This is a genomic window from Halegenticoccus soli (genome assembly GCF_002844195.1).
Classification (GTDB): domain Archaea; phylum Halobacteriota; class Halobacteria; order Halobacteriales; family Haloferacaceae; genus Halegenticoccus; species Halegenticoccus soli.
In genome coordinates, this window is record NZ_PEND01000002.1 from 274,422 (window position 1) to 299,245 (window position 24,824).

Here is a 24,824-nt window from a genome sequence, read left to right on the forward strand (position 1 = left end):
CTAGACGCCGGTCGAGTACCGGAGAATCCCGGCGATGCCGCCGAACGCCTCGTACAGCTGTTCGCCCTTGTCGAAGTCTGTGCTGATGAACTTCGTCTCGGTGCCCCGCTGTTCGGCGATGGCCATGAGGTGCTCGATCACGTCCTCGCGCTCGCGGGGTTCGGCCGCCTCGCCGCACTCGGAGCAGGTGTGCTCCGGCGTCGAGCGGCGGCTGTCGACGACCTCGAACTCCTCGTGACCGTTCGGGCAGTCGTAGACGACCACGTCGCTCCGGAGGTCCTCGGAGAGGAGCAGCCGGTCGACCGAGCCCATGACGAGGTTCTTCCGGGTCGCCTCGAACCCGTAGGTGGCCTCCTCGCCGGTGTGGAGCTTCTCGAAGAACTCCTCCATCTGGGCCTTCTCCTGCATGACCTCCTGATCCGCCAGCACGTCCTGGGCGGCGTCGACGAGGTCGTAGAGGCCGGACTCGTCGGTGTACGCGACGTCGAACTTCCCGACCACCTTGTTCTGGATCTCGTGGTGGAGGTACCCGCCGTCGAGGAACTCGTCCTTCGTGGGGGAGGGGCCGCCGACCAGGACGCCGTCGAGCTCGTGCCGCTTCGGGACGAACAGGTCGTTCGCCATCTCGGCGACCTCCTGGTAGAAGTTGTCGATGGCTTCGAGCCGCAGGCGGGCGAACCGCTGGGCGGACTGCCCGCCCTTTCGCTGCTTGCCGGGGACGAGCGACGTCGTCGACTTCACCGGCTCGACGCGCTTGCCCTTCAGCCAGCCGACGTTCGCCTCGCGGCGGTCGAGGACGACCAGGCCGAACAGCCCCTTGTCGGCGAGCATCTCCTCCAGGGGCTCCGTGAGGAACGCCGAATCGCAGTGGTAGCGGAACGACTCGACGGGCTGGGGCGGGCTTTCGAGCGCCTTCGTGACCATGGTGGTCTGCCCGCCGCCGGAGTTGACGGCGCCGCTGAAGAGGACGATCCCGTTGTCCGGGGGGTACGTGTCGTAGTACCGGAGGCGGTCCTTGATGCTCGTGAGCGCGTCCTGGACGTTCGTCCGCGTCTGCTTGGACTTGATGTTGCTCGCCTCGCTGTGCTCCTGGATCACGTGGTCGACGACGTCGGAGATCTGCTTGTCGGGGGGAATGTAGATCGTGACGAGCTGCGTCCCGGAGCCCTCGTACTCCTGGAGCTCCTCGATGACCTTCCGGAATTCGTACTTCCGTCGGTCCTCGCCCGCGTCCTCGGCGTCCGTACTCATTGGTGGTACTAGCCCGGCCAGCGGGTAAGTAACCTTTGACTGCCCTCGACGCCCGCTCCCGGCCCCGTCCGCGCCGATCTTCGCCCCTCGACGGTGCGTTCGGGCCGCGACGAGCGGTCGTCCGAAACGGTTACCTACCTGTGAGTTACATTTATATGGTATTAACTGAAGAATGATAATATCCGGACCATGGTAGGGGTTTACGCGGTCGCGAGCGCGAAAGGCGGCGTGGGAAAGACGACGACGGCGGCGGCGCTCGGGGCGATACTCTCCGCCGCGGAGTACCGCGTCGCCCTGATCGACGCCGACGTCGGGATGGCGAACCTCGGCGGGCTGTTCGGCGTCGATCCCGACCGGGCGACGGTCCACGACGTGCTCGCGGGCAGAGCGACGGCGGCCGAGGCGACCTACGAGGTGGCCGACGGGCTCTCCCTCGTGCCGGGCGAGACGGATCTTTCGGCCTTTCCCGAGGCCGACCCCGCGGGCCTCCGGTCGCTGATCGAGGCGTTCGACGACCGCGACTACGTCCTGCTCGACACCGGCGCGGGGCTTAGCCACGACACCGTGCTCCCTCTCGGACTGGCCGACGAGGTACTCCTCGTCTCCACCCCGGACCGCACGGCGCTCCGCGACGCGGACAAGACCCGCCGAATCGCCGAACGGCTCGGCGGACGCGTCGCCGGCGCGGCGCTGACGCGCGTCGGCGCGTCGGGCTTCGACGCCGCCGCCGTCGACGAGCTCCTCGACGCGCCGGTGCTGGGGACGGTACCCGAGGATCCGTGCGTCCCGGCCGCCGCGGCCGCGGCCGAGCCGCTGCCGTCGCACGCGCCCGACAGCCGTTCGGCCGAGGCCTACCGCGCGCTCGCCGGGAAGCTCGTCGGCGAGGACGTACCCGTCCTCGTGCCGGACGACGGGACTTCGGACTCGCCCGCCGCGGGCGAGTCGGCCGACGAGCCGGTCGACGAACCGGCCGACGAATCGACCGAAGCGGCGGTCGCCGAGGCGGCGGTGTCCGAACCCGAGACGGAATCGCTGGAACCCGGGGCGGTGGGTTCGGAATCCGAATCCGAGCGGTCGGGCGACGAAGCCGAGGCGGGAACCGCCGAAGCGGACGCATCTTCGTCCGACGGCGCGACGGCGGAAGACCGGAACCCGGTAGAGTCGCTCGTCGCCGAGGCGGAGGCGTCGGAACCGGAGGCGGAGCGGGGAACGTCGCCGGTCGGCGGGGCGGAGACGACGGCCGATCCGGTCGACGGCGGGAAGGGAGATGGTGATAGCGACGGGAAGGTCGCGGACGGCGAGGTCGACGGAGACGGTGAGGTCGACGGGAACGACGAGGACGACGATGTCGAGAGAGCCGACGGGGCCGGTGCGGACGACGACGGGGCGCGGGACGGCGGACGGAAGGGCTTCTTCGGGCGCCTGCTGGGTTGAAACGGGAAGCTCTTTTACCCGCCTGTTCGGACTCCCGATATGGCAAACGACGACGCAGTCCCGCTCTGGTGGATCGTGCTGTTTCTGCTGCTGGCGCTCGGACTGGGAGCGACGACCGTGTACGCGGTCGGCGGGAACCTCATCGACCCGATGGTCGCGCTGCCCGCCCTCCTCGCGCCGCTACATTGAGGTCGGGGCTTCGACGCCGAGGACGGACAGGGCGTTCGCCACCGTCGCCCGCGACGCGTTGACGAGGGCCAATCGCGCGTCGCGGCGTCTCTCGTCCTCCGCCGCGAGCACCGGGCACTCGCGGTAGAAGGCGTTGAACGTCTCCGCGAACTCTCGGGTGTAGGTCGCCACGACGTGCGGTTCGAGGTCCTCGGCGGCCTCCTCGATCACCGCGGGGAAGCGCGCGATCGTCCGCAGGAGGTCGCGCTCCTCCGGGGCGTCGAGGACCGACGGATCGAGGTCCGCCGCGGCCTCGCCCCCGCCGAACTCGATCGCGCCGACGTCGATTCCCCGGCTCTCGGCCTCCTCCAGGATCCCGCAGCAGCGGGCGTGGACGTACTGGACGTAGGGGGCGCTCTGCGCCTCGAAGTCGAGCGCGCGTTCCCACTCGAAGGTGATCGCCTTCGTCGGCTGCTTCGAGACGATGTCGTACCGGACCGCCCCGATGCCGACCTGGCGGGCGATCCGCTCTACGTCCTCCTCGTCGAGTTCGTCGTCGCGGATGCGCGAGTCGAGGCGCTTTTCGACCTCCTCGCGGGCGCGGACGATCGCCTCGTCGAGCAGGTCGTCGAGGTCGACGCCCGTCCCCCGGCGGGTGCTCATCTTCCCGTCGGGCAGGTTCACGTACGAGTAGATGGCGTGCGAGAGCTGGTCCGTGTCGTTGCCGAGGATCTCCAGGGCGGCCTTCAGCTGGTCGGCCTGGAGCTTGTGGTCCTCGCCGAGGACGGTCACGGCCGCGTCGTAGTTGGCGAACTTCCACTCGTGGTGGGCGAGGTCGCGGGTCGTGTAGAGCGTCGTCCCGTCCGAGCGGAGGAACACGAGCATCTTCTCGATGCCGAACGCCGAGAGGTCGAGCTGCCAGGCGTCCTCCTCGTAGACGGCGTACTCGGTGTCCTTGAGCCGGTCGACCACGTCGTCGGCGCTGCCGTCGCGGATGAACTCCGTCTCCTTGACGAACGCGTCGAACTCGGCGGGCAGGCGTTCGAGCGAGTCGCGCATCCCGGAGAGCACCCGGTCGACGACGCGTTCGACGCGCTCGTACGTCTCGTCGTCCCCCGCCTCCAGCCCCCGCATGATGCTTTCGATCTCGGCTTCGGCGGCCTCGACCTCCTCGGGGTCGGCGTCTTCGAGGAACTGGTTGCCCTTCCGGTAGTACCGCACGAGGTCGTAGTCCGCGCGGTCGCGCTCCGGCTTCGGGAGGTCGGACTCGTCGAACGTCTCGTAGGCCCACGTGAACACCGCGACCTGCCGGCCGGCGTCGTTGACGTAGTAGTGCCGCTCGACGCCGTAGCCGGCGAAGTCGAGCACGCGCGCGATGGCGTCGCCGAGGATCGGGTTCCGGGCGCGCCCGACGTGGACCGGTCCCGTGGGGTTGGCGCTCGTGTGCTCGACGACGACGCTCGTGTCCCTGTCGGGGAGCCGGCCGTACTCGCCGTCCTGCGCGGCGACGAGCGTGTCCGCGAGGTACGCCTCGCCCGCGTGGAAGTTGACGTACGGTCCCTGCGAGTCGACGCGGGCGAGGTACTCGTACCCTTCCGGGTCGACCGCCTCGGCCACCTCGGCGGCGATCTCCGGCGGCGGCGCGCCGACCTCGCCTGCGAGCCGGAAGGCGACGCTGGACGCGAGCGTCGCGGGCACGTCCTCCGGCGGTTCCTCGATACCGAGGTCGTCGGTCGGCAGCCCCCTCGCCGCGAGCGCGTCGGCGAGAGCCGCCTCGACCTCCGCTCGGAACTCTCTGAACATGCCCGCGGGTTCGCCAGCGCCGCGTAAAGGGATTGCTAAGTCCGCCGCGGCGACCGCCGCGCCTCGCGCCGCCTGCCGCGATCCGGCGCGTTTTTTGCCCGCGCCGTCTAGCTCGACGCACGAGCGCCGAGAAGCCGCAAAACTGCGGATCATCGTCGCATCCGGCGTCTCCGCGCCGCGGAGATACCAGGCGCGGGTCCGCCCGACCCTCCCGGGGCCTCTCCGATCTGACTCCCTCTACCACCTCGCTCCATCTCATTTGTGATACGCATATCACTTCCGTCACGCTTATGACGGGCGCGTCCCATCGTCCGCGTATGTCAGAAACGGCAACGGCCCGCGCCGTCGGGCACGACGAACTCGCCGCGCTGAAGCTCGTGGCCCTCGACGGCGGGCTTGCCGGTCCCGTGAAAGTCTCCTGTTCGGGGCTCGCGGATCGGCTCGACGCCTCCAGTCAGACCGCCTCCCGCCGCCTCCAGCGGCTCGACGAGGCGGGGCTCGTCGAGCGCGACATCGTCAGCGACGGTCAGTGGATCGACGTCACCGACGCCGGCGAGTCTGCCCTCCGACGGGAGTACGAGGACTACCGGCGCATCTTCGAGGGGGCCGCCGCCGTGACCCTGACCGGGACCGTCACCGGCGGGATGGGCGAGGGTCGCCACTACATCTCCCTCCCGGGGTACATGGACCAGTTCAGGGAGCGCCTCGGGTACGAACCCTTCCCGGGGACGCTGAACGTGAACCTCTCGGAGGAGAGCGTCCGCGCCCGCTCCGGCATGGCCTCGCTCGACGCGATTCCGATCGACGGCTGGGAGGACGAAGAGCGGACGTTCGGCCCCGCGACGTGCTACGCGGCGACGGTCGAGCACGACGGCGACAGCTACGGGACGGCCCACATCATCGTCCCCGAGCGCACCCACCACGACGAGAGCCAGCTGGAGCTCATCTCGCCGGTCAAGCTCCGCGACGAGCTCGGGCTCGACGACGGCGACGCGATCACCGTCCGCGTCGAGGAGGTGTGATCGTGACGGGAGAGGCGGATGCCGAGTCGGCAGTGGCCGCCGAGGAGGGAGACGCCGAGTCGGTCCCGTCCGCCGACGAGGGAGACGCGGATCCGGCCGACGACACCGACACCGCCGCCGCCGACGGCCCGCCCTCGGAGGCGCTGGCGCGCGCGATCGACGCCTTCCGGGCCGGCGACCCCGTCCTGATCCACGACTTCGACGACCGGGAGGGCGAGACGGACATCGTCTACCCGGCCGGCGCGGTCGCGCCGGCGGACGTGGCCCGGCTCCGCAACGACGCGGGCGGGCTGGTCTGCGTCGCGCTCTCGGACGGGGTCGCGGAGGCGTTCGGCCTCCCGTTCCTCGACGAGACGATCGACCACCCGAGCGCCGCGAACCACGACCTCGCGTACGACAGCCGGTCGTCCTTCTCGCTCCCCGTGAACCACCGCGGGACGTTCACCGGCGTCACCGACGAGGACCGCGCGCTCACCATCGCCGAACTCGCCGCCGCCGCGGACGCGGTCGACGGCGACGGCGGCGACGGATACGACGCGTCGGACTTCGCCGCCGAGTTCCGCTCGCCCGGCCACGTCAACCTCCTGCGCGCCGCGCCGGGGCTGCTCGCGGACCGCCGCGGTCACACCGAACTCGGCCTCGCGCTCGCCGACGCCGCGGGGCTCCCGCCGGCGGTGGTCGTCTGCGAGATGCTCGACGACGAGACCGGCAAGGCGCTCCCGAAGGGAGCCGCCCGAGCGTACGCTCGACGGCACGGCCTGGTCTACCTGGAGGGCGGCCGCCTCGTCGACGAGCTGGCCTGAATCAGAGATCCCGCCAGCTCCGCGTCGGCTCCCAGCCCAGCCGCGCGCGGGCCTTCTCCGCGCTCACGAGGCTCTCGTAGCCGTCGAGCTCTCGCCTGACCGCGACGCCGGGGTACGCCTCGCGGGCCAGTTCGGCGCTCGGCGCGTCGGCGGTCGTGTCGGGCGCGGCCGCCCAGAAGACCTCGTACCCCCGGAAGTCGGCCTCGACGGCCCGGCTGACGAGCGCCGCGGCGTCCTCGACGTGGAGGTACGCGAACAGCGTGTTCCGCGCGACGCGGTAGAACCCCGCCTCCTCGATCCCGGCGAGCGAGCGGTCCGCGTCGGCGAACGTCCGCCGCGCCGCCTCGTCGTCGACGACGAGCGGGAACCGGAGGGCGGAGACCGTCCGCGGGCCGTCGTTCCGCCGCGCGATTCCCTCGGCGGTCACTTCGAGCACCCGCTTGCCGAGGGCGTACGGGTCGCGCGGTGTCAGGGGGTGGCTCTCGTCGACGGGGAGGTACTCGACGCGGACCGGATCGGGATCGAACCCCGCGCCGAGGGCGCTCAGGCTCGACGCGAGGCAGACCGACCCGACACCGAGGTGCTGGGCGGCTTCCAGCACGTGGTAGGTCGTCATCGCGTTGCTCTCGAAGGTGACGTGGCCGGGGCTCTCGTCCGGCCGCGGGAGGGTGCCGAGGTGGACGACCGCGTCCGCGCCGCTCTTCGCCAGCGAGCCGTACACCTCCCCGGCGTCGAGCAGATCCGTCCGGAGGTAGGCGTCCGCGACCTCCTCGCGCCGCGCCCCGCGGCTGAGGTTGACTGTTCTGTAGCCCCGGTCGGCGAAGTGCCGGAGGACGGCCCGCCCGATCTCGCCGTTGCCGCCGGTGACGGCGACCGCCTCGATCCTCCCGCTCGCGTCTCGATCCGCGCTCATGCGTTCGCTCTCTCCCCCGGAGGACGAAAATCCCCGCCCTCGCCCCGGTTTCTCATGATTTATGCCCTCCGCCGCGAATGCCCAGCGTATGGGCTTCGACGACATGGACGTGGACACCATCTGGATGGACGGCGAGTTCGTGGACTGGGACGACGCGCAGATCCACGTGCTCAGCCACGGTCTCCACTACGGGACGGGCGTGTTCGAGGGCGTCCGCTGTTACGACACGGAGAGGGGGCCGGCGATCTTCCGCTGGGACGAACACCTCGACCGGTTCTACGCATCCGGCAAGCCGTACGACATGGAGATCCCGTTCGACCACGAGGAGCTGACGGAGGCGACGCTCGAACTCCTCCGCCGGGAGGGCCTGGAGAGCTGTTACATCCGGCCGATCGCCTTCTACGGCTACGACAGTCTCGGCGTCAGCCCGGGCGACTGCCCGGTGCAGGTCGCCATCGCCGCCTGGCCGTGGGGCGCGTACCTCGGCGACGACGCCCTGGAGAACGGCATCAAGGTGATGGTCTCCTCGTGGCGGAAGCACGCCTCCAGCCAGATCCCGACGAACGCGAAGACGACCGGCCTCTACGTCAACAGCCTGCTCGCGGGCGAGGAGGCCCGCCGTCACGGCTACCGCGAGGCGATCGTCCTCAACAAGGAGGGCAACGTCGCCGAAGGGCCCGGGGAGAACATCTTCCTCGTCCGCGGGGGCAAGATCTACACCCCGGGGCTCTCCCAGAGCATCCTCGACGGCATCACCCGCGACACCGTGATCAAGCTCGCCCGCGAGCGCGGCTACGAGGTCGACGACACGGCCGTCATCAGCCGCGGCGAACTGCACACCGCCGACGAACTGTTCTTCACCGGCAGCGCCGCCGAGGTGACGCCGATCCGGCAGGTCGACAACGTCGAGATCGGAAGCGGCGAGCGCGGCCCGGTGACGGAGGAACTGCAGTCGGCCTTCTTCGACCTCGTGGAGCGGCGGACCGACGATCACGAGGAGTGGTTCACGTACGTTTGAGGTCCGCCGTCTAGGGCCGGTCGCCGTCCGCCCGCGGCCGGCGTCCGAGGTCCTCGACGCCCTCCTCCGTGACGTTGATGGCGACGCCCTCGTCGGTTTCGGCGAACCCGGCGCTCAGGATGCGCGTCAGCGCCTCCTCGACCTTCTCGCCGGTCTCCTCGATCCGGCTCGGTTCGACCTCGATGACGAATCCTGTCGTGATGTTCGGCGCGGTCGGCATGAACAGCACCTCCCTCCCGTCGCTGGTCCGCTTTCCGGTCTTGAAGGCGGTCATCCTGATGCCGTTCCACGTCTCGATCCGGACCGGCTTCTGGAGGTCGTCGGTGCCGGTGAGGGCGGTTTCGACGGCGAGTTTCGAGGCGTTGTACACCACGCGAATGAGCGGAACGCGGTTCATCGTGTTGTCGATCCCCTCCTCGACGAGCCGACCGAGCGTCGTTCGCATCAGGTACCCGACCGAGAAGACGAGCATCACGAACACGACGAGGGCGATGATGACCCGGGCCCACGTCGGCTCGATGCCGTTGACGAGCGGGAGGTCGGCGATCTGGTTGTAGAGCCAGTTGAGAACGAGGACGATGACGATGATGGGGACGAGGACGATGAGGCCGCTCGCGGCATCGCGCTTCCACGTGGACATCTATGGACCATAGTGCGAACGGGGGAGTAATGAGGTCTTCTACCGCCGGTCGCCGACCGTCGGCCGATCGCCGATCAGCCGGCGGTCAGTCGTCGGGCGGTCGCCGGTCGATTGCCGAGCGGTCGTTCGGCCGGTCGTCGCCGGACCCGCCGAACCCGGCCGATCGATTCGTCGGCTCAGACGCCCGCGACCGCCCGGAGCGCGAACAGCGCGTTCTCCTTGCGCTCGCGGACGCGCCGGTAGAAGTACGAGAACCACTTCCCGCCGTACGGGGCGTACTGCCACACGTCGTATCCCCGCGCCGCGAGCTCGCGCTGGGCGTCCTCGCGGACGCCCATGAGCATCTGAATCTCGAACGGCGTCCCGTGCTCCTCGTGGAGGGCGATCGCGTGGTCGATCATCGCCGGGTCGTGGCTGCCGACGGCGATTCCGCCGTCGAACCGCTCGAAGGCGAACTCCAGGTCCTCGCGGTACGCCTCGTTGACCTCCTCCTTCCTCGTGTAGGCGATGTCGGCGGGCTCGTCGTACGCGCCCTTGACGAGCCGCACCTTCCCCGGCACGTCCGCGAGCCGGTCGAGGTCCTCGCGGGTCCGCCGGAGGTTCGCCTGCACGCAGACGCCGACGCCGCCGTCGAACTCGCGGGCGAGCTCCTCGTAGGCGTTCAGCGTCGCGTCCGTCGTCGTGTGGTCCTCCATGTCGCACCAGACGAACACGCCCCGGTCGACCCCGCGCGCGACGACGTCGCGGTAGTTCCGTCTGAACACGTCCTCGCCGACGTCGAGGCCGATCTGGGAGGGTTTGACCGACACGCACGCGTCGAGGTCCGTCGCCGCGATGTCCTCGATCAGTCGGAGGTACGCCGCCGCGTCCTCGTCGGCCGGTTCCCGCGCACGGTAGTGTTCGCCGAGCAGGTTCAGGATGACCTTCACGCCGTCCTCGTTCGCCCGCCGCGCGTGATCGAGCGCCTCCGGCGGCGTCTCGCCCGCGACGAATCGGTTGGCGATCGGCGGTATCATACCCTGTGATTTGTCACCCCCGATTAAGCGTGTTGTTCTTCGGAGTCGTCGACCGCGCACCCGTCGGGGTGTCTCCTCGGCCCGTCTCGTCTGTTCCCGTCCCATCAGGGCGACTCGCCGGCCCGTCTCGTCGGCTCGCGCAGCGGGCGTCCCCGACGCCCGCGCCGTCCGCCGCCGAGCGAAACCGGCGAGAATTAAACCCGTCCGTCCGATCCCCGGCGTATGGTCGTCACCCACCTCGTCAGCGCGGTCTGGGCCATGCTGCCCGCGTACGTCCCGAACAACGTCGCGGTCCTCGCCGGGGGCGGTCGTCCCATCGACGGCGGCCGGACGTGGGGCGGCAGGCGGCTCCTCGGCGACGGAAAGACCTGGCGCGGGACCGCCGTCGGGACGCTCGCGGGCGTTCTCCTGGCGATCGCGCTGAACGCGGTCAACCGGCGGGCCTCGGACGCCATCGGGGTTTCGCTGCCGGAATTTCCGCTCCGGGCCGGCCTCGCGCTGGCGCTCGGATCGATGCTCGGCGACATCGGCGCGTCGTTCCTCAAGCGCCGAACCGGCCGCGAGCGCGGCGCGTCGTTACCCGGCCTCGACCAGCTCGATTTCGCCGCCGGCGCGCTCGCGCTCGCCCGCCTCGTCGCCCCGCGGTGGTTCGTCAGGACGTTCACGCCGCCCGTGCTCGCCGTCGTCATCGTCCTCACGCCCGTCCTGCACGTCGCGACGAACGCGATCGCCTACGCGCTCGGCCTGAAAGACGAACCCTGGTAGCCCCGTCGCTCATCGACCCGGCCGGCCCGCAACCGGCCCGCTTATACTCCCTCACGAACCCACACCCTGCAATGGCGAACCAGGACCTCATCGAGGCGCTGCGGGACGCGGACGCCGTCCGGTTCGGCGAGTTCGAACTCTCCCACGGCGGCACGAGCGACTACTACGTCGACAAGTACCTCTTCGAGACGGACCCGCGCTGCCTGCGGCTCATCGCCGACGCGTTCGCGGAGCGCGTCGGCGACGCCAAGCTCGCGGGCGTCGCGCTCGGGGGCGTCCCCCTCGTCGCGGTCACGAGCGTCGAGACCGACAGCCCCTACGTGATCGCCCGGAAGAAGGCGAAGGAGTACGGCACCGCGAAGCGCGTCGAGGGCCGCCTCGACGAGGGCGAGGAGGTCGTCGTGCTGGAGGACATCGCGACCACCGGCAGGAGCGCGCTCGACGCGGTCGAGGCGCTCCGCGAGGCCGGCGCCGAGGTGAACCGCGCGCTCGTCGTCGTCGACCGCGAGGAGGGCGCGCGCGCGCTGCTCGGGGAGCACGGCGTCGAACTGGAGGCCCTGCTCACGGCGTCGGACCTGCTGGCGGACGCGTAGGGCCGACGCGCCGCCTGGACGGAACTGCCGACGCCGGCCCGGCGTCGGGCTCACCGCCGTCCGCCGTATCGCCGAGACGCGCGGTCGACGCGAGCTGACCGCCACGATCGTGTCCAATTTTTCTCTCTCGGATATCGAAGTGCTCATGTTTGTGCGATCGCGAGTACACCGGCATGAACAGAGCGGAGAAGGCGGCCCTCCAGTTGCAGGCGGTCGCCGTGTTGCGGATGCTCAAGGACACGAGAACCTACGACGAGCTCTCCGAGCTCACGGGTCTCCCGGCGGGCGATCTGAACCGGTACGTGAACGGCCACGTCCTCCCCGGAACCGAGCGCGCCCGCGAGGTGGTCGAGGGAGTCGGCCGCGAGGCGCTCGCAGACGAACTCGAAGCGCGCGTGGCGTTCGACGAGGAGGGGTACGTCGACAACTCCGGCGTCGTCTTCGATCAGTCCTTCCTCGACCTCGTCGCGCCGGTCGCCGCCGACGCGTTCGGCTTCGAGCGACCCGACGTGGTGCTGACGGCGGCGACGGACGGGATCACCCTCGGCGCCGCGATGGCCGGCTACTTCGACGCCCACCTGGCGTACGCGAAGAAGTCCAAGGAGACCGCGGTCGAGGAGTTCATCGAGTCCCGGCAGCGGCTGGCCTCCGGCATCGAACTCACCTACTACCTCCCCGCCAGCGCGCTCTCGCCGGGCCAGCGGGTGCTCGTCGTCGACGACCTCATCCGCTCGGGCGAGACGCAGGAGCTCCTCCTCGACATCGCGCGCCAGGCGGACACGGAGGTGGTCGGCGTGTTCGCGCTCATCGCCGTCGGCGACGAGGGGATGGAGCGCGCCCGGGCCCTGACCGACGCGCCCGTCGCCGCGCTCACCGCGTTCGAGTGATCGACCGCCGTCCCGCCTGTAGCACATTCGTGCATAGCTTCAGTTCTATGGATGGGAACGCTTATGTCCGATAGCACGATTATGCTCAGTCACCACAATGGGGCTCAGCGACACGAAGACTAGTTCGGCCGGGGGGATCCGCGGCACCCTCTCGGACTACTTCGACCTCGACGAACACGGCACCACAGTCGCAACGGAGATCCTCGCCGGAGTCACGACCTTCCTGACCATGTCGTACATCGTCGTGGTCAACCCGTCGATCCTGGCGGCGAACCCGGCGCAGAACCTCCCCGGAATCGCGGTGCCGGGGTACTCCTACGGCCAGGTCGTCTCGATGATCGCCGTCGTCACGATCATCTCGGCGGCCGTGGCGACGCTCGTCATGGCGCTGTACGCGAATCGGCCGTTCGCGCAGGCGCCCGGCCTCGGGTTGAACGCGTTCTTCGCGTTCACGGTCGTCGGCGCGCTCGGCATCCCCTGGCAGACGGCGCTCGCCGCCGTCGTCGTCGAGGGGATCGTCTTCATCGCCCTCACCGCCCTCGGCGCGCGCGAGTACGTCATCGACCTGTTCCCCGAGCCCGTGAAGTTCGCCGTCGGGACGGGGATTGGGCTGTTCCTCGCCATCATCGGGCTCCAGGCGATGGGTATCGTGGTCGCCCACCCGGAGACGCTCGTGACGCTCGGCCCCGTCGCGTCCGACCCCGTCGCCGTCCTCTCGGTGTTCGGCCTGTTCCTGACGTTCGGGTTGTACGCCCGCGGCGTCCGCGGATCGATCATCCTCGGCATTCTCGCCACCACCGCGCTGGGGTATCTCGTGACGTGGGGCGGCGCGGTCTCCCCCGACGCCGGGCTGACGGGTGCCGCGGGGAGCGCGACGTACGACATCCGCCCGCTCGCCGGCGCGTTCCTCGCGGGCCTCGCCGACGTCGAGGCGTTCACGTTCGCGCTCGTCGTGTTCACGTTCTTCTTCGTCGACTTCTTCGACACCGCCGGAACAATCACCGGCGTCGGCCAGGTCGCCGGCTTCCTCGACGAGGACGGCAACCTCCCCGACGTCGACAAGCCGCTCATGGCCGACGCGATCGGCACGACCGTGGGCGGGATGCTCGGCACGTCGACGGTGACGACGTACATCGAGAGCGCCTCGGGCGTCGAGGAGGGCGGCCGGACGGGCCTCACCGCGCTGACCGTCGCCGCGCTCTTTCTCGCGTCGCTCGTGCTCGTCCCGCTGGCGACGGCGATCCCCCTGTACGCCTCGCACATCGCCCTCGTCGTCATCGGCGTCGTGATGCTGCAGAACGTGGTCGACATCGCCTGGCAGGACATCACTTACGCCGTGCCGGCCGGGCTGACGATCCTCGTCATGCCGTTCACGTTCTCCATCGCCTACGGCATCGCCGCCGGTATCGTCTCCTACCCGATCGTCAAGCTCGCCGCCGGCGAACTGGACGACGTCCGCGCCGGTCACTGGGTGCTCGCAGCCGCCTTCGTCCTCTACTTCTTCGTCCGGACGAGCGGCGTGCTCCAGGCGGCCGTCTGACAGGGAATATCGGAGAAGTTCAGAGATTCTCGGCGAAAACCCGAGAGACGCCGCCCAGGGACGGGCTTTGGAACCGCCGGCTGGCTCCGATACTCCCCGTGAGGTCCCGCTCCGCGTCGAACGACGACGATCGCGATCTTCTCGGTCCTCCCGGCTCTCGCTGCCCCCTCGCGTGGGGGGTCGTTCGAGCGTCACTCATCACAAACGTTTCAACGGTCGGAACTACTGGTTTACCCATGCAGCCGACCCTCCCGTCGAAACGCTGGCTCCTGCGCGGGTTCGCCCTCCTCTCCGTGCTCGCGCTGCTGTCGCCGGCCGGTGTCGCGGCCGTCGCGGACCGGTCGACGGAGCACGCGGACCTCAAGCGCGGCACGGTGACGAGCCCGGCGAACGGCTCGACCGTCGTCTCCGCCCAGGGTTTTCACTTCGAGGGCCGCGGCTCGACCAAAAAGCCCGCGCGCCTCGTCGGGGTCGGCGAGCGCGGCGAGACCGACTGGGTGTACAACGGCTCGAAGCGCGGGGCGACGTGGTTCTACGACGTGGATCCGCTGCCGAACGGCAACCTGCTCGTGACCTCGACGAGGCCCGGAAAGACGCTCGTCTACGAACTCGACCCCGAGACGAAAGAGCGCGTCTGGGAGGAGGAGTTCGACCTGAAAGACACCCACGACGTGGCGCGGCTGAGCGAGGACGAACTCGTCGTCGCCAACATGCGCGAGTGGGACGCGGAAAACGAAACGAGCGACGACCGGATCTTCGTCTACAACCGGACGACCGACGAGATCACCTGGGAGTGGTACTTCAAGGACCACTACCCGGCGTCGACGGACGGCGGGATGAAAGAGGACTGGAGTCACGTCAACGACGTCGACGTGATCGACGAGCACCGCCTCTTGCTCTCGCCGCGCAACTTCGACCAGGCTATCATCGTCAACCGGACGACAGGCGAGATCGAAGCGCGCCTCGGCGAGGACGGCGACCACGAGACCCTCTACGAGCAGCACAACCCCGACTACCTCGAGAGCGAAAACGGCACGCCGACGATCCTCGTCGCCGACTCCGAGAACGACCGCGTCGTCGAGTACGCGAGAGAGGACGGCGAGTGGGTGCGGACGTGGGAGGTCGGCGGTCCCGGACAGCTGAACTGGCCGCGCGACGCCGACCGCCTGCCGAACGGCAACACCCTCATCACCGACACGCTCAACCACCGGGTCATCGAGGTGACGCCGGAGGGGCGGATCGTCTGGGAGTACTACGCGACCTGGGGGCCGTACGACGCCGAGCGCGTCGAGCACGGCCCCGAATCGAACGGGCCGACGATCCGCGATCAGGGCGCGAGCGGGACCTACGAGATCAGCGGCAGCGCGGGGCTGCGCCCCGGCACGGGCGACGATCTCCCGTTCGCGGTGCGGGTCGAGGCGACGTTCTCGGAGACGTCGCTCGAAGGGCCGATGGTGGAGTTCGCCCGGACGTGGTCGCACGCGACGCCGTGGATCCGACCCACGTGGATGTCCGGCTGGGACTTCGCGTTCGCCGTTCTCGGCCTCCTCGTCGCGCTCGGCTGGGCCGGCGCGGAGATCGTCTACCAGCGGCGGCGGATCGCCGACGGGATGCGGACGGTCGTCGCGCGCGTCACGTGAGGGTCGCCCCGCTTTCGCTCTCGCGCCGGCGTGGCGCTCGACGAACGCGACGCGTGCGCCGTCGGCGGCGTTCGGTGCACACACCCTCGCGCCGACCTGGCGCTCGGGGCACACACCACCGTCGGGTTCTTAACGCCCACTCCCTTACGTGTCGGCGATGTCGAACCTCATCCTGTACGAACTGGAAGGCTGCCCCTTCTGCACGAAAGTGAAGAACAAGCTCGCGGAGCTCGGCCTCGAATACGAGGCGCGCACGGTGCCCCGCTCCCGCTCCGACCGTACCGAGGTGGAGGAGGTCAGCGGCCAGACCGGGGTGCCGGTGCTCGTCGACGAGGAACACGGCGTCGAGGGGATGCCCGAAAGCGACGACATCGTCGCCTACCTGGAGGAGACGTACGGCTCCGGCTCCGAAGCCGAGAGCGCGGCGTAGGCCGCCACCGTTTTTCGGCGGTTCGCCGATCCACCGATCCGCCCTGCCGCCCTCGAAAGCCCCGGCAGCCGCGGCGGCGGCTCGCGAACCGACGGTTCACGATCGGACGGTGAGCGCGTAGTCCGCGGAGAAATCGGTGAGCGAGGTGAGCCCTTCCACCGTTATCCTTCGACGGGCTCGGGCGTCCGCTCGCGGATGAGGTCGCGGATCACGTCGGGGTCGTCGATCTCGGCGAGCTCCTCGCAGCTGACGATCGCGGTCCCCTCGACCGACTCGCGCTTCGAGTGCTCCTCGGTGAAGTAGACGGAGCGGGTCCGCGCGACGCGGCTGATCGAGGACATGATCCGGGCGCGCTTTTCGGCGCTCCGGGTGAACGGCGAGTGACCCGTCAGCACGCTCTCCTCGCGGCGGTGGCTGTCCTCGCTGACCGCCTTGAACGGCGCGCGGGCCGTCGGGTGGACCGTGAAGCCCGCCCGCGTGAGCACGGCGACGACGTGCTCGTCGTCGGGGTCCGCCTCGGGGGCCTCCGGCGTCGGCTCCGCGTCGCGGACCTCCTCCGCCCCCTCCATCACTTCCACGGGGCTGCTGAACGGGCGGTCGAACAGCTCTTCGAGGTGGATCGCCACCTCGATGCTGGCGTTCATCCCGTCTTCGTACTTGGAGACGGTGCGCCGGGAGACGCCGAGTTCCGTCGCCAACCGGCCGAGACTCCAGCCGCGGCGCTCGCGCTCCTCGGCGAGGAGGTCGCCGTCGATGTTGACGTACAGCCCGCCGGGCGCGGCGTAGATGAGCGGCGGCACGCCCTCGACGAACAGGTCCATCGCCGTGTCCGGGTTGAACACCGGCACGCCGTGGCGGAAGTAGACCACGCCCGGCTTGAGGTCCTCGTCGCGCGTCCGAAGCCCGATCACGAGCGGCGTCGCAGAGAGGTAGGTCCCGAGGCGGCGCATCTCCGCCCCGGTCTCGGCGTCGAACGCGTCGATGTTCCCGAGGATCTTCACGAGGACGAGATCCTCCCCGCGCCGCGCCGCGAGGTCGAAGCTCTTGGGCCGGATCGCACAGCGGTCGCTCACCGCGAATCCGGCGTCCTGCAGCATCGCGGTGATGTTTCCGACCAGTGCGGACCGGGACATAGAAGGTAATAGGCGATTCCGCACATATATGTGTTTTGTCGGCTACGGACGCCGCGTCTCCCGATTAGTTCCGAGCCCTTCCAGCAGAGTTAAATAGGCGGACCGAACGCGAAAGCGCCTTTTCGCTCGCCCGAGTAGCACCGTCGATGACCGTCATCGGCCTCGACGACACCGACTCCCGCGAGGGCGGGATGTGTACGACCTACGTCGCGGTCCGGGTCGCGGAGGCCGTCCGCGAGGCCGGCGGTCGCGTCGACGACCTGCTCCTCGTCAGGCTCAACCCCGCCGTGAGGCACAAGACGCGCGGCAACGCGGCGCTCGCCGTCCACACGGACCTCGACGCCGACGTGGCGTTCGACCTCGCCCGGCGCGAGCTCGATCGGTTCGCGGTGGCGGACGATCCGCGGACCAGCCCCGGTCTCGTCGTCGCCGAGGGCGACCCCGCGGCCGTCCGCGACGAGATCGCCGACTTCGCGCGGCGAGCCGTCCGCGGGCACCACTCCATCGCCGACGCGGTCGCCCTGTCGGACGCCGTCGGCTACCGGCACCGCGGCTGGAAGGAGGGCCGGGGCCGCATCGGGGCGCTCGCGGCCGTCGGCGCGGAGGCGGCTTTCGACGACTGGACCTACGAGCACATCTCCTACCGGACGCTCGACCGCTGCGGGACGCCGCGGGAGGTCGACGCCGAGTCCGTGTTCGCGGCCGCCGACGAGGGCTACCCGGCGGTCTGGGACACGGTCGACCGCGGCGAGGGCGAAGCCGTCTGCGTGCCCCACACGCCGTGTCCCATCCTCTACGGCGTCCGCGGGGACGATCCCGACGCCGTCCGCGCGGTCGCGGACGGGATCGAGGGCGAGCCGGTCGAGCGAACGGCGCTGTTCAGGACGAACCAGGGGACGGACGCCCACCTCCGCCGGGGAACCCTCGATCCGTCCGCCGACGGACCCGATCCGGACGGGCGAGCCGCGGACGGAGACGGGGCGGACTCCGAACCGGTGCCGGTCGAGGACGGCGGGGCGTACCGGCTCACGGGGACCGTCTCGACCGCCCCGGAGACGCGTCCCGGCGGACACGTCTTCCTGGCGCTCTCGGCGGACGGGCGCGAGCTCCGGTGCGTGGCGTTCGAGCCGACCAAGCACTTCCGCGATCGGGTCCGCGCGCTCCGGCCGGGCGACCGGGTGACCGTGTGCGGCGAGGTCCGCGAGGGGACGCTCAAGCTGGAGAAGTTCGCCGTCCGCGACCTCGTCCGGACCGAGCTCGCGACGCCGGAATGCCCGGACTGCGGCCGGTCGATGAAGAGCGCGGGACGGGACCAGGGATACCGCTGCCGCCGGTGCGGGACCCGCGCCGACGGGCGTGAAGCGGTGCCGCTCGACCGGGACCTCGACCTCGGGTGGTACGAGGTGCCGCCGTGCGCCCGCCGTCACATCGCCAAGCCGCTCGTCCGCGGCGGCTTCGACGCGGCCGTTCACCCGGAACGGTAAGCCCTCGCTACCGGTGGCAAAGCCGCCGGTAGCCGCCGAATACGGTCCCGCCGTCGGGCGGTTAACCGGGTAGTAACCGCCGTCTACGGCCGCTTAGGATCTCTATACCTAAGGGAGTGGCTGACGGTGGATGAACCGTGACGTGCTGACTTCGGCGATCGGCGTCGGAGCGGACAGGAGCGAATGCATATGAGTGCCCCTGACAACACAAGCGAAGTCGAAACGACTGGCGCATACCGCGACGCACTCGACCGTTGGCCGGTGTTCGACATCGAGTTCATCGTCGAATCCGACGACAACGGCCACGACCAGTGCACGCTGTATCCGCGCGAGGCCTCCGAGGAGGAGATCCTCGCGAGCTGGATCACGGCCCAGGAGGGTTCCTACGTCAGCCTCGCCGACGTCCGATAACCGAAGCTCGGCACCGTCCGACCGCTCCCCCGGCTTCCGCACACGCTCCGAAACCGGGGCGAACCATTCCCCCTATCCTCACCCCCGATACGCAGTCGTCCCTGCGCCGCCTATCCTTTGAGCCCGCTCCCCGTGAGCGGGACGACGACGTCGGCGTCCGGATCGAGGACGCCCCGCTCCCGGTACGCCCGGAGCGCGGCGGGGGCGATCGCGCTCGTCGGCTCGACGTAGAAGCCGCGGCGGTGGAGCCGCGCCAGTTCGCGCTCGACCGCCGCCGCGCCGAGCGCGATGGCGTCGCCGTCGGTCGCGGAGACGGCGTCGAGGATCTCGCCTCTCCGGACCGGTTCGCGTATCTGGATGCCGTCGGCGACGTCGTTTTCGCCCGCCGTCGCGTCGCCTCGCTCCGCGGCGATCGGCGCGTACCCCACCGCCTGCGCGCCGAGGAGTCGCGGCATCGAGTCGATCCACCCCGCCTCCAGCAGCGCCCGGAAGCCGCGGTGCGCGCCGAGGAACAGCGTTCCGTGCCCCAGCGGCGCGACGAGGGCGTCAGGCGCGGACCAGTCGCGCTGGGCGGCGATCTCGTAGGCGATCGTCGCGGTGCCGGCGAAGAACGCCGGGTTCCACGCGTGGCTGGCGTACCACCCCTCCCCCCGCTCCACGGCTTCGACGCACGCCGCGGTCACGTCTTCGCGCGACCCCTCGATCCGGACGGGAGTCGCTCCCGCCCGCTCGATCGCGCGGAGCTTCGAGGGCTTCGCCGAGGCGGGGACGTAGACGTCCGCCTCGACGCCGGCGCGCGCGGCGTAGGTCGCGACGGCCGCCCCGGCGTTCCCCGACGAGTCCTCTATCACCCGATCGACGCCGAGTTCGACCGCCCGCGAGAGCGTCGTCGTCGCGCCGCGGTCCTTGAAGCTCCCCGTGGGGGAGACGTACTCGAGCTTGAACTCGGCACTCCACGCCGGCGCGTCGACGAGCGGCGTCATCCCCTCGCCGAGGGTGACGCGCGGCTCCACGGGGAGGAAGTCGTCGAACGACCAGAGCCCGCGTCGCGCGTCGAGTTCGCCGGGGTCGGGAGCGGGACCGTCGGGCCGCGGTTCGTCCGCGAGGTCGAGCGGCGCGCCGCACTCGCAGCGCCAGCGATCCTCGTAGGTGCGGCCGCAGGCGGGACAGGCGAGATCGGTGGGCATCGTTCGACCGACGGCGGGGAACCCACCAGTAGGTGGCGGTTTTCACGGGCCCGACGACACCTTACGACTTAGGTGGCACGCGTAAATGCCTCGCGCCGGTCCCGTACCGTGGGTGGCTTACCCACTCGTTAGGCCGACTCGGATTGACGGATGCGAGTCGCCCGGCGACTTTCGGTCGCCGCTGACCCAAGTGCCCCTCTCGCCGTCCCTCCGGATCCCGAACCGGTGAAACGGCGGGGGCTGCGCTTCGCGTGCGCGAAGCGGTCTACCGCTTCGCGGACAGGTGTCCGCTCCCCAGACGACGTTGGACGACAACGGGTTGCAAAACCAAACAAATGCTATATGCTAACCCCCGACGATGATACGCCTGGCAGGGAACACTCTGTCACGAGCGCCGGGATCCACTCGGGCTCGGCCGATCAGAGGGATGCGTAGTGCCTTCGCCCTGTTCCCTGCTCTCCGATCCGACGCCCGGCACCCTCGTTCGCTCGGCCGGTCCGCGGGCCCTTCCCCGACAGAGACGGCTCAGTACGCGTCGATGTCGGTGCCGACGGAGCAGACGTACTCGCCCGTCGCCACCTGCGGGAGGCGGCGGGTCCGCCAGAAGATTCCGTCGTTGTCGGCGGTGACGCGACCCTTCAGCCGACCGAACACGTCCGTCACTTCGAACAGCGTGTCGCCCGCCCGAACGCGGTCGCCGAGCTCCTTCTCGAAGTCGACGAGTCCGCCCGTCGGCGAGCCGTACTGGTCGAATCCCTTTGCGCGGGTCTGCCGCTTCCGATCGACGTTCCCCTCGAGGAAGCCGTAGTGTCGGAGGACGTTGAACACTCCTTTCGTCCCGAGCCGGATGCTCTCTTCGTTCCACCCGACGCTGCCGCCGAGTTCGGGATCGATCGTCGGAACTCCCTCGTCGGGTCCGACCCGGGCGAGTTGGCCCTCCGGTCCTTTCTGGTCGAGGATGTAGCCGCACCCGAACGTCTTCGCCAGTTCGAGACACTCCCGGTGGAGGCGGTGGCGTCGCCCGCAGCGGACCCGGACCTCGTTTATCATCCGGCTGGTCGAACCCTGGTGGAGGTCGAGAATCAGATCCGCCCGCCTCGCCACGTCGAACGTCGCGGCCGCGATCCGCTCGCTCGACGTGCCGTTCTCGTCGCCGGGGTACGTCCGGTTCATCTTCGTGTCGTCGACGGGGTTGCGGTGTTCGGCCACCTGAAACGCGTGGTAGTTGACGATGCCCACGACCAGTACCGTCCCCGAGAGCTCCGCCGGATCGAGCTGCGGGACGACCCGCCTGACGACGCCGACGCCGTTCAGTTCGTCGCCGTCGCTCGCCGCCTGCACGTAGAGAGTCCTGCCGTCCTGTAAACCGTTTATCACTGCCACCGGGAGCCCGATCGGGCTCCCGTCGCGGGTTTCCCCCACTTCGAGCCGGCCCGTGTCAACCTCACCGGGGGCCGCGCTCGCGGTTCCGAGCGTCGTCATTACTCGATGGTCGGACGCGCCCGCCTTTAGGGGTTCGGTCCCCGACTGCGCCGGATTGCGCCGGTCGGCGCGTCCGAGTCGCTTCGCTCGCGCGGAAAAGATTTATGTTATCTCGGTTGAATTTCGTGGGAAATGTGGACCGAGGCGACGTTCCGCGACGCGGACGACGAACCCTCGCTCGGGGCGGTTCTCACGCGGCTCAAGGGGAACGGCTGCAATCTGCTCGTGACCGGCACCGTCTCGGAGGCGGTCTCCGTCAGGGCGACCCGGCGGCTGCTCGGCGCGCCGACGGAACGCCGCGAACGGACCGTCGTCCTCACCGGTTCGTCGATTGACATGATCGAGGAACGCCTCCCCGGGGACGTGACGCTCGACGACCCGCACGTGCGGCTCATCGATCAGCGCAACGGGGAACGATCGGCGACGCGTCGGGAGGCCGAGGCCGAGACGATCGCGGAAGGCGCGTCCCTGGACCGCCTCCGGTGCCGACTGGTTCGGACCGTCGGCGACCTCGACCACGGATCGCTGTCGCCGGCCGAACTCCGCCTGTCGCTGGACTCTCTCGGAATCCTCCTCGAACGGCACGACGAGGCGGCCGTCGTACAGTTCCTTCGCGTGCTCACCGCGCTGGTCCGCGGAGTGTGCGGCATGGGCCACTTCCACCTCCCCCTCCCCGACGGCGATCCCCGGGTCGAGTCGCTGTCGCCGCTTTTTGACGCGCGCGTCGAACTCCGGCAGCGCGGATCGATGCGGCCGGAACAGCGCTGGCACGTGCCCGAGTACGGAGTCACCGAGTGGGTAGCCGTATGACGGGCGACTGCGGGCGCCTCCCTGCGGTTCGGTACGCGCCGCTCGAAGACCGTCCGGGGATCCGCGTCGTCGACGACATCGAGAACGCCCGCTTCGAGGTGTACGCGGCGGAGCCGACCGAGCCGACCGACGCGTCGCCCGACGACTTTCTCTTCCCGGTCGACCTCGCGGTCGGCCTCGAAACCTCCGCCCTCGCGTTCCCGAAGCTCACCACCGTCGTCGTCCGCGACGCCGCGGGGCGAACGCTCTCGCAGTCGTCGAACCGCGAGGATGTCGCGCTGGATCCCGGCGCGTACGACGTCGAGATCACCACCGCGCCGGTGAAGCTGTACGTCGCCGTCGAGAGCGCGATCGCCGTCAGGTACAACGAGGGACGGACCGTCCTCGAGTTCGCCGACCGGACGCCCGCGACCGTCGGCGTCCGCTCGTTCCACGAGAAGCCGGCGGGGACGGTGCGGACGCCGGCGGATCCGAAGCCGCTGATGGACGCGGTGTCCCTGCTCGGGTCGGCGCTCTCGACCACCTCCGCGGAGCGGTCGTTCCCGACGTTGCGCGGGCACCCCCCGCTGTTCGAACTCGGCGACGGCTTCGAGGCACCCGCCCACATTCACCCCCCGGACACGGGGATCGAGATCGTCCTCCCGGAGCGCCGGGAGGCCGTCTTCGCGTCGGCGTCGCTCGCGTACTACCTCGGCGCGGCGGTCGTTCCGGGCGACGAGCCGCGGCTGGTCGGCGAGGGGTGGAGCCACCCGCTGGCGGACGGGTGCGACCTCGAAACGGGGCTCGGCCGGACGCTCAGGCAGACGTTCTTCCTCGACTGTCTCACCCGGACGGAGGGGTACTACCCCGTCGATCTCCACGAGCGGTCCGTCGTCGAGCGCGCGTTCGACCTCGACTTCCCCGCGCTGTACGACCTGCCGCCGGCCGAACGACTCGGCGAGTACCTCTCGGTTCCGTTCGACGACCTCGAACCGCACCTGCCGGAGTGGGGCCTGACGACGGACGTCCGCCCCACTCCGGACAACGTCGAGATGCTGCCGTTCCTGGCGAACGACCTCTCGCTCATCCGGTGTCCGTCGCGGGCGGCGGAACCGCCCCGACCCGAACCCCAGGCGGTCACCGACTTCCTCCGGAGCGAACCGTCGGCCGCCGTCGGGGACCTCCTCTGGAGCGAGGGGGCGGCCGACGGGGACTTCCTCCGGAGCGCCGGCGACGCGGCCGCGCCCGACGCGGACAGCATCGTCCAGCCGCGGTCGGCGGAGACGATGGAGCATGCGTGGGTCGGCGACGGCTACCCGCTCGGAACGAGCAAGGCGACGCCCGAATCCTACCGCCGGCGGCTCACGCGCGACGTGACGGAGCGGACGAGCATCGAGATCACGATCGTCTGCAACGACGAGGAGATGCGCGAGGAGGGAACCGTCGCGGAGCTGTACGGGCAGCGCGACCTCCTGCGGTTCGACGTGGAGATCCACTACGACCTCTCGGCCGACGAACTGGAGGCCGTGCTGCGCGAACCGACGAACTTCCTCCACTACATCGGCCACGTCGACGACCGCGGGCTCCAGTGCTCGGACGGCTTCCTCGACGTCCGCTCGATGGAGGGCGAGGTCGCCGTCGAGTCGTTCCTCCTGAACGCCTGCCGATCCTACCGGCAGGGCCACGCCCTCATCGAACGCGGCAGCTACGGCGGCGTCGTGACGCTCGCCGAGGTGGCGAACGTCCCGGCGACCAGGCTGGGTCGGATGCTGGCCCGACTGCTGAACTGCGGGTTCAGCCTGCGCTCCGCCATGTCGATCGCGAAGGACGAGACGCTCGTCGGATACCAGTACATGGTCTTGGGAGACGGTGGAACGGTGTTGTGTCAGAGCGAGAGCGGCATGCCGGCGCTCATTCACGTCGAATCGATGCCGGAGTTAGATCAGTATCTCGTGCGGGCGACGTATTACCCGTCGGAAACCCACGGTCCTGGTTCGTTGGTTATACCTTACATTAACGAGAAACCGGTGTATTACCTCGGTTCAAAGACTATCGGTCCGTTCGAGGTTTCAACCGATCAGCTGATCGAATTTCTCGAACTCGAATTGTGCCCTGTAGTCGTCGATGGCCAATTCACTTGGTCAGATGAATTGTTACGGGATTTGTAAGATTAGGGGCCATTAATCGTCGAAGCGTTATTCGCAGCCACCGCCCCCGCCTGCGACAGCAACAGCATCGCCGTGAACAGGACGCCGATCATTCGTGGATTCTCCCGGAGGAACGCCTTCATATCTTGACTCATGCTTCGGTTGAACATTCTCCGGTTCATAAATGAAATTACCTAAATCAATCTTCCAATTTGATATTTAATGGAAAATAGGACGATCGAAACAACTAACGCTTCGAACCCGAGTC

General features: G+C 69.5%; 24 protein-coding genes. 15 read left to right on the forward strand and 9 right to left on the reverse strand.

Annotation, left to right across the window (positions count from 1 at the left end; translation table 11 throughout):
* Positions 1-1,251, reverse strand: a complete 1,251-nt coding sequence (prf1, locus tag CNO20_RS06340) for a peptide chain release factor aRF-1 (RefSeq protein ID WP_101295296.1) — start codon at positions 1,249-1,251, stop codon at positions 1-3.
* Positions 1,252-1,440: 189 nt separating this feature from the next.
* Here prf1 and CNO20_RS06345 point away from each other — a divergent pair, with 189 nt between their 5' ends.
* Entirely contained in the window at positions 1,441-2,685 is a 1,245-nt protein-coding gene (locus tag CNO20_RS06345) for a MinD/ParA family ATP-binding protein (RefSeq protein ID WP_101295297.1), read from the forward strand.
* Between the two features lie 39 nt (positions 2,686-2,724).
* Positions 2,725-2,874, forward strand: a complete 150-nt coding sequence (locus CNO20_RS23230; RefSeq protein ID WP_199174750.1) for a hypothetical protein — start codon at positions 2,725-2,727, stop codon at positions 2,872-2,874.
* On the opposite strand, the gene argS is transcribed toward CNO20_RS23230, so the two are convergent.
* A complete protein-coding gene (argS, locus tag CNO20_RS06350; RefSeq protein WP_101295298.1) occupies positions 2,866-4,656 on the reverse strand; it encodes an arginine--tRNA ligase in 1,791 nt (596 codons plus the stop codon). The two genes, CNO20_RS23230 and argS, sit on opposite strands and share 9 nt — an antisense overlap.
* 317 nt (positions 4,657-4,973) lie before the next feature.
* On the opposite strand from argS, the gene CNO20_RS06355 reads away from it, so the two are divergent.
* Both CNO20_RS06355 and ribB read left to right on the forward strand, forming a co-directional pair.
* Positions 4,974-5,678, forward strand: a complete 705-nt coding sequence (locus tag CNO20_RS06355; RefSeq protein ID WP_101295299.1) for a DUF120 domain-containing protein — start codon at positions 4,974-4,976, stop codon at positions 5,676-5,678.
* A gap of 143 nt (positions 5,679-5,821) precedes the next feature.
* Entirely contained in the window at positions 5,822-6,481 is a 660-nt protein-coding gene (ribB, locus tag CNO20_RS06360) for a 3,4-dihydroxy-2-butanone-4-phosphate synthase (protein WP_233204003.1), read from the forward strand.
* 1 nt (position 6,482) lies between these two features.
* Here the strand turns inward: ribB and CNO20_RS06365 are convergent, their stop codons facing one another.
* Positions 6,483-7,394, reverse strand: coding sequence for an NAD-dependent epimerase/dehydratase family protein (locus CNO20_RS06365; RefSeq protein ID WP_101295300.1), 912 nt, complete (start codon positions 7,392-7,394; stop codon positions 6,483-6,485).
* An 88-nt stretch (positions 7,395-7,482) separates the two neighbouring features.
* On the opposite strand from CNO20_RS06365, the gene CNO20_RS06370 reads away from it, so the two are divergent.
* Positions 7,483-8,412 carry a branched-chain amino acid transaminase gene (locus CNO20_RS06370; protein WP_101295301.1) on the forward strand — a complete coding sequence of 310 codons (930 nt, stop codon included), beginning with the start codon at positions 7,483-7,485 and terminating at the stop codon, positions 8,410-8,412.
* Positions 8,413-8,422: 10 nt separating this feature from the next.
* On the opposite strand, the gene CNO20_RS06375 is transcribed toward CNO20_RS06370, so the two are convergent.
* The gene (locus CNO20_RS06375; RefSeq protein WP_101295302.1) at positions 8,423-9,052 is read right to left on the reverse strand and encodes a DUF502 domain-containing protein; all 630 of its coding nucleotides are present in this window, start codon (positions 9,050-9,052) and stop codon (positions 8,423-8,425) included.
* Positions 9,053-9,228: 176 nt separating this feature from the next.
* Positions 9,229-10,068 carry a proline dehydrogenase family protein gene (locus CNO20_RS06380; protein ID WP_101295303.1) on the reverse strand — a complete coding sequence of 280 codons (840 nt, stop codon included), beginning with the start codon at positions 10,066-10,068 and terminating at the stop codon, positions 9,229-9,231.
* A gap of 222 nt (positions 10,069-10,290) precedes the next feature.
* Here CNO20_RS06380 and CNO20_RS06385 point away from each other — a divergent pair, with 222 nt between their 5' ends.
* The 6 genes from CNO20_RS06385 to CNO20_RS06410 all read left to right on the forward strand — a co-directional run bounded on the left by CNO20_RS06385 (position 10,291) and on the right by CNO20_RS06410 (position 15,923).
* Entirely contained in the window at positions 10,291-10,833 is a 543-nt protein-coding gene (locus CNO20_RS06385) for a CDP-2,3-bis-(O-geranylgeranyl)-sn-glycerol synthase (RefSeq protein WP_101295304.1), read from the forward strand.
* 71 nt (positions 10,834-10,904) lie between these two features.
* A complete protein-coding gene (gene pyrE, locus CNO20_RS06390) occupies positions 10,905-11,426 on the forward strand; it encodes an orotate phosphoribosyltransferase (RefSeq protein WP_101295305.1) in 522 nt (173 codons plus the stop codon).
* A gap of 173 nt (positions 11,427-11,599) precedes the next feature.
* The gene (locus CNO20_RS06395) at positions 11,600-12,313 is read left to right on the forward strand and encodes a phosphoribosyltransferase family protein (RefSeq protein WP_101295743.1); all 714 of its coding nucleotides are present in this window, start codon (positions 11,600-11,602) and stop codon (positions 12,311-12,313) included.
* A gap of 97 nt (positions 12,314-12,410) precedes the next feature.
* Positions 12,411-13,853, forward strand: a complete 1,443-nt coding sequence (locus CNO20_RS06400) for an NCS2 family permease (RefSeq protein WP_101295306.1) — start codon at positions 12,411-12,413, stop codon at positions 13,851-13,853.
* Between the two features lie 236 nt (positions 13,854-14,089).
* Positions 14,090-15,493 carry an aryl-sulfate sulfotransferase gene (locus tag CNO20_RS06405; protein WP_101295307.1) on the forward strand — a complete coding sequence of 468 codons (1,404 nt, stop codon included), beginning with the start codon at positions 14,090-14,092 and terminating at the stop codon, positions 15,491-15,493.
* A 157-nt stretch (positions 15,494-15,650) separates the two neighbouring features.
* Complete coding sequence (locus CNO20_RS06410; protein WP_101295308.1) at positions 15,651-15,923, forward strand: glutathione S-transferase N-terminal domain-containing protein; 273 nt, start codon at positions 15,651-15,653, stop codon at positions 15,921-15,923.
* 161 nt (positions 15,924-16,084) lie between these two features.
* On the opposite strand, the gene CNO20_RS06415 is transcribed toward CNO20_RS06410, so the two are convergent.
* Positions 16,085-17,056, reverse strand: a complete 972-nt coding sequence (locus CNO20_RS06415) for a transcriptional regulator (protein WP_101295309.1) — start codon at positions 17,054-17,056, stop codon at positions 16,085-16,087.
* A 146-nt stretch (positions 17,057-17,202) separates the two neighbouring features.
* Between CNO20_RS06415 and CNO20_RS06420 the strand changes: the two genes are divergently transcribed.
* The gene (locus CNO20_RS06420; RefSeq protein WP_101295310.1) at positions 17,203-18,540 is read left to right on the forward strand and encodes a tRNA(Ile)(2)-agmatinylcytidine synthase; all 1,338 of its coding nucleotides are present in this window, start codon (positions 17,203-17,205) and stop codon (positions 18,538-18,540) included.
* 261 nt (positions 18,541-18,801) lie between these two features.
* On the forward strand, positions 18,802-18,951 hold the full coding sequence (locus tag CNO20_RS22920) for a DUF7511 domain-containing protein (protein ID WP_158237369.1): 150 nt from the start codon (positions 18,802-18,804) through the stop codon (positions 18,949-18,951).
* A 110-nt stretch (positions 18,952-19,061) separates the two neighbouring features.
* Here CNO20_RS22920 and CNO20_RS06425 read toward each other — a convergent pair whose 3' ends face one another.
* Both CNO20_RS06425 and CNO20_RS06430 read right to left on the reverse strand, forming a co-directional pair.
* Positions 19,062-20,138 (reverse strand): pyridoxal-phosphate dependent enzyme, encoded by a 1,077-nt coding sequence (locus CNO20_RS06425; protein WP_101295311.1) that lies wholly within the window; start codon positions 20,136-20,138, stop codon positions 19,062-19,064.
* A 525-nt stretch (positions 20,139-20,663) separates the two neighbouring features.
* A complete protein-coding gene (locus CNO20_RS06430; protein ID WP_101295312.1) occupies positions 20,664-21,620 on the reverse strand; it encodes a succinylglutamate desuccinylase/aspartoacylase family protein in 957 nt (318 codons plus the stop codon).
* A gap of 132 nt (positions 21,621-21,752) precedes the next feature.
* On the opposite strand from CNO20_RS06430, the gene CNO20_RS06435 reads away from it, so the two are divergent.
* A complete protein-coding gene (locus tag CNO20_RS06435) occupies positions 21,753-22,430 on the forward strand; it encodes a DUF7504 family protein (protein ID WP_101295313.1) in 678 nt (225 codons plus the stop codon).
* Positions 22,427-24,577: a hypothetical protein gene (locus tag CNO20_RS06440; RefSeq protein WP_101295314.1), complete on the forward strand. Its 2,151-nt coding sequence runs from the start codon at positions 22,427-22,429 to the stop codon at positions 24,575-24,577. Before CNO20_RS06435 ends, CNO20_RS06440 begins: the two co-directional genes overlap by 4 nt.
* Before the next feature lie 2 nt (positions 24,578-24,579).
* Here CNO20_RS06440 and CNO20_RS24055 read toward each other — a convergent pair whose 3' ends face one another.
* Positions 24,580-24,711: a DUF7503 family protein gene (locus CNO20_RS24055; protein ID WP_269844123.1), complete on the reverse strand. Its 132-nt coding sequence runs from the start codon at positions 24,709-24,711 to the stop codon at positions 24,580-24,582.
* Positions 24,712-24,824 lie beyond the last annotated feature (113 nt).

Excerpts from the sequence above, each read along its gene's own strand:
- prf1 (WP_101295296.1), bottom strand. The coding sequence starts at position 1,251 with ATGAGTACGGACGCCGAGGACGCGGGCGAGGACCGACGGAAGTACGAA.
- CNO20_RS06345 (WP_101295297.1), top strand. The coding sequence starts at position 1,441 with ATGGTAGGGGTTTACGCGGTCGCGAGCGCGAAAGGCGGCGTGGGAAAG.
- CNO20_RS23230 (WP_199174750.1), top strand. The coding sequence starts at position 2,725 with ATGGCAAACGACGACGCAGTCCCGCTCTGGTGGATCGTGCTGTTTCTG.
- argS (WP_101295298.1), bottom strand. The coding sequence starts at position 4,656 with ATGTTCAGAGAGTTCCGAGCGGAGGTCGAGGCGGCTCTCGCCGACGCG.
- CNO20_RS06355 (WP_101295299.1), top strand. The coding sequence starts at position 4,974 with ATGTCAGAAACGGCAACGGCCCGCGCCGTCGGGCACGACGAACTCGCC.
- CNO20_RS06365 (WP_101295300.1), bottom strand. The coding sequence starts at position 7,394 with ATGAGCGCGGATCGAGACGCGAGCGGGAGGATCGAGGCGGTCGCCGTC.
- CNO20_RS06370 (WP_101295301.1), top strand. The coding sequence starts at position 7,483 with ATGGGCTTCGACGACATGGACGTGGACACCATCTGGATGGACGGCGAG.
- CNO20_RS06375 (WP_101295302.1), bottom strand. The coding sequence starts at position 9,052 with ATGTCCACGTGGAAGCGCGATGCCGCGAGCGGCCTCATCGTCCTCGTC.
- CNO20_RS06380 (WP_101295303.1), bottom strand. The coding sequence starts at position 10,068 with ATGATACCGCCGATCGCCAACCGATTCGTCGCGGGCGAGACGCCGCCG.
- CNO20_RS06385 (WP_101295304.1), top strand. The coding sequence starts at position 10,291 with ATGGTCGTCACCCACCTCGTCAGCGCGGTCTGGGCCATGCTGCCCGCG.
- pyrE (WP_101295305.1), top strand. The coding sequence starts at position 10,905 with ATGGCGAACCAGGACCTCATCGAGGCGCTGCGGGACGCGGACGCCGTC.
- CNO20_RS06395 (WP_101295743.1), top strand. The coding sequence starts at position 11,600 with ATGAACAGAGCGGAGAAGGCGGCCCTCCAGTTGCAGGCGGTCGCCGTG.
- CNO20_RS06400 (WP_101295306.1), top strand. The coding sequence starts at position 12,411 with ATGGGGCTCAGCGACACGAAGACTAGTTCGGCCGGGGGGATCCGCGGC.
- CNO20_RS06405 (WP_101295307.1), top strand. The coding sequence starts at position 14,090 with ATGCAGCCGACCCTCCCGTCGAAACGCTGGCTCCTGCGCGGGTTCGCC.
- CNO20_RS06410 (WP_101295308.1), top strand. The coding sequence starts at position 15,651 with ATGTCGAACCTCATCCTGTACGAACTGGAAGGCTGCCCCTTCTGCACG.
- CNO20_RS06415 (WP_101295309.1), bottom strand. The coding sequence starts at position 17,056 with ATGTCCCGGTCCGCACTGGTCGGAAACATCACCGCGATGCTGCAGGAC.
- CNO20_RS06420 (WP_101295310.1), top strand. The coding sequence starts at position 17,203 with ATGACCGTCATCGGCCTCGACGACACCGACTCCCGCGAGGGCGGGATG.
- CNO20_RS06425 (WP_101295311.1), bottom strand. The coding sequence starts at position 20,138 with ATGCCCACCGATCTCGCCTGTCCCGCCTGCGGCCGCACCTACGAGGAT.
- CNO20_RS06430 (WP_101295312.1), bottom strand. The coding sequence starts at position 21,620 with ATGACGACGCTCGGAACCGCGAGCGCGGCCCCCGGTGAGGTTGACACG.
- CNO20_RS06435 (WP_101295313.1), top strand. The coding sequence starts at position 21,753 with ATGTGGACCGAGGCGACGTTCCGCGACGCGGACGACGAACCCTCGCTC.
- CNO20_RS06440 (WP_101295314.1), top strand. The coding sequence starts at position 22,427 with ATGACGGGCGACTGCGGGCGCCTCCCTGCGGTTCGGTACGCGCCGCTC.
- CNO20_RS24055 (WP_269844123.1), bottom strand. The coding sequence starts at position 24,711 with ATGAGTCAAGATATGAAGGCGTTCCTCCGGGAGAATCCACGAATGATC.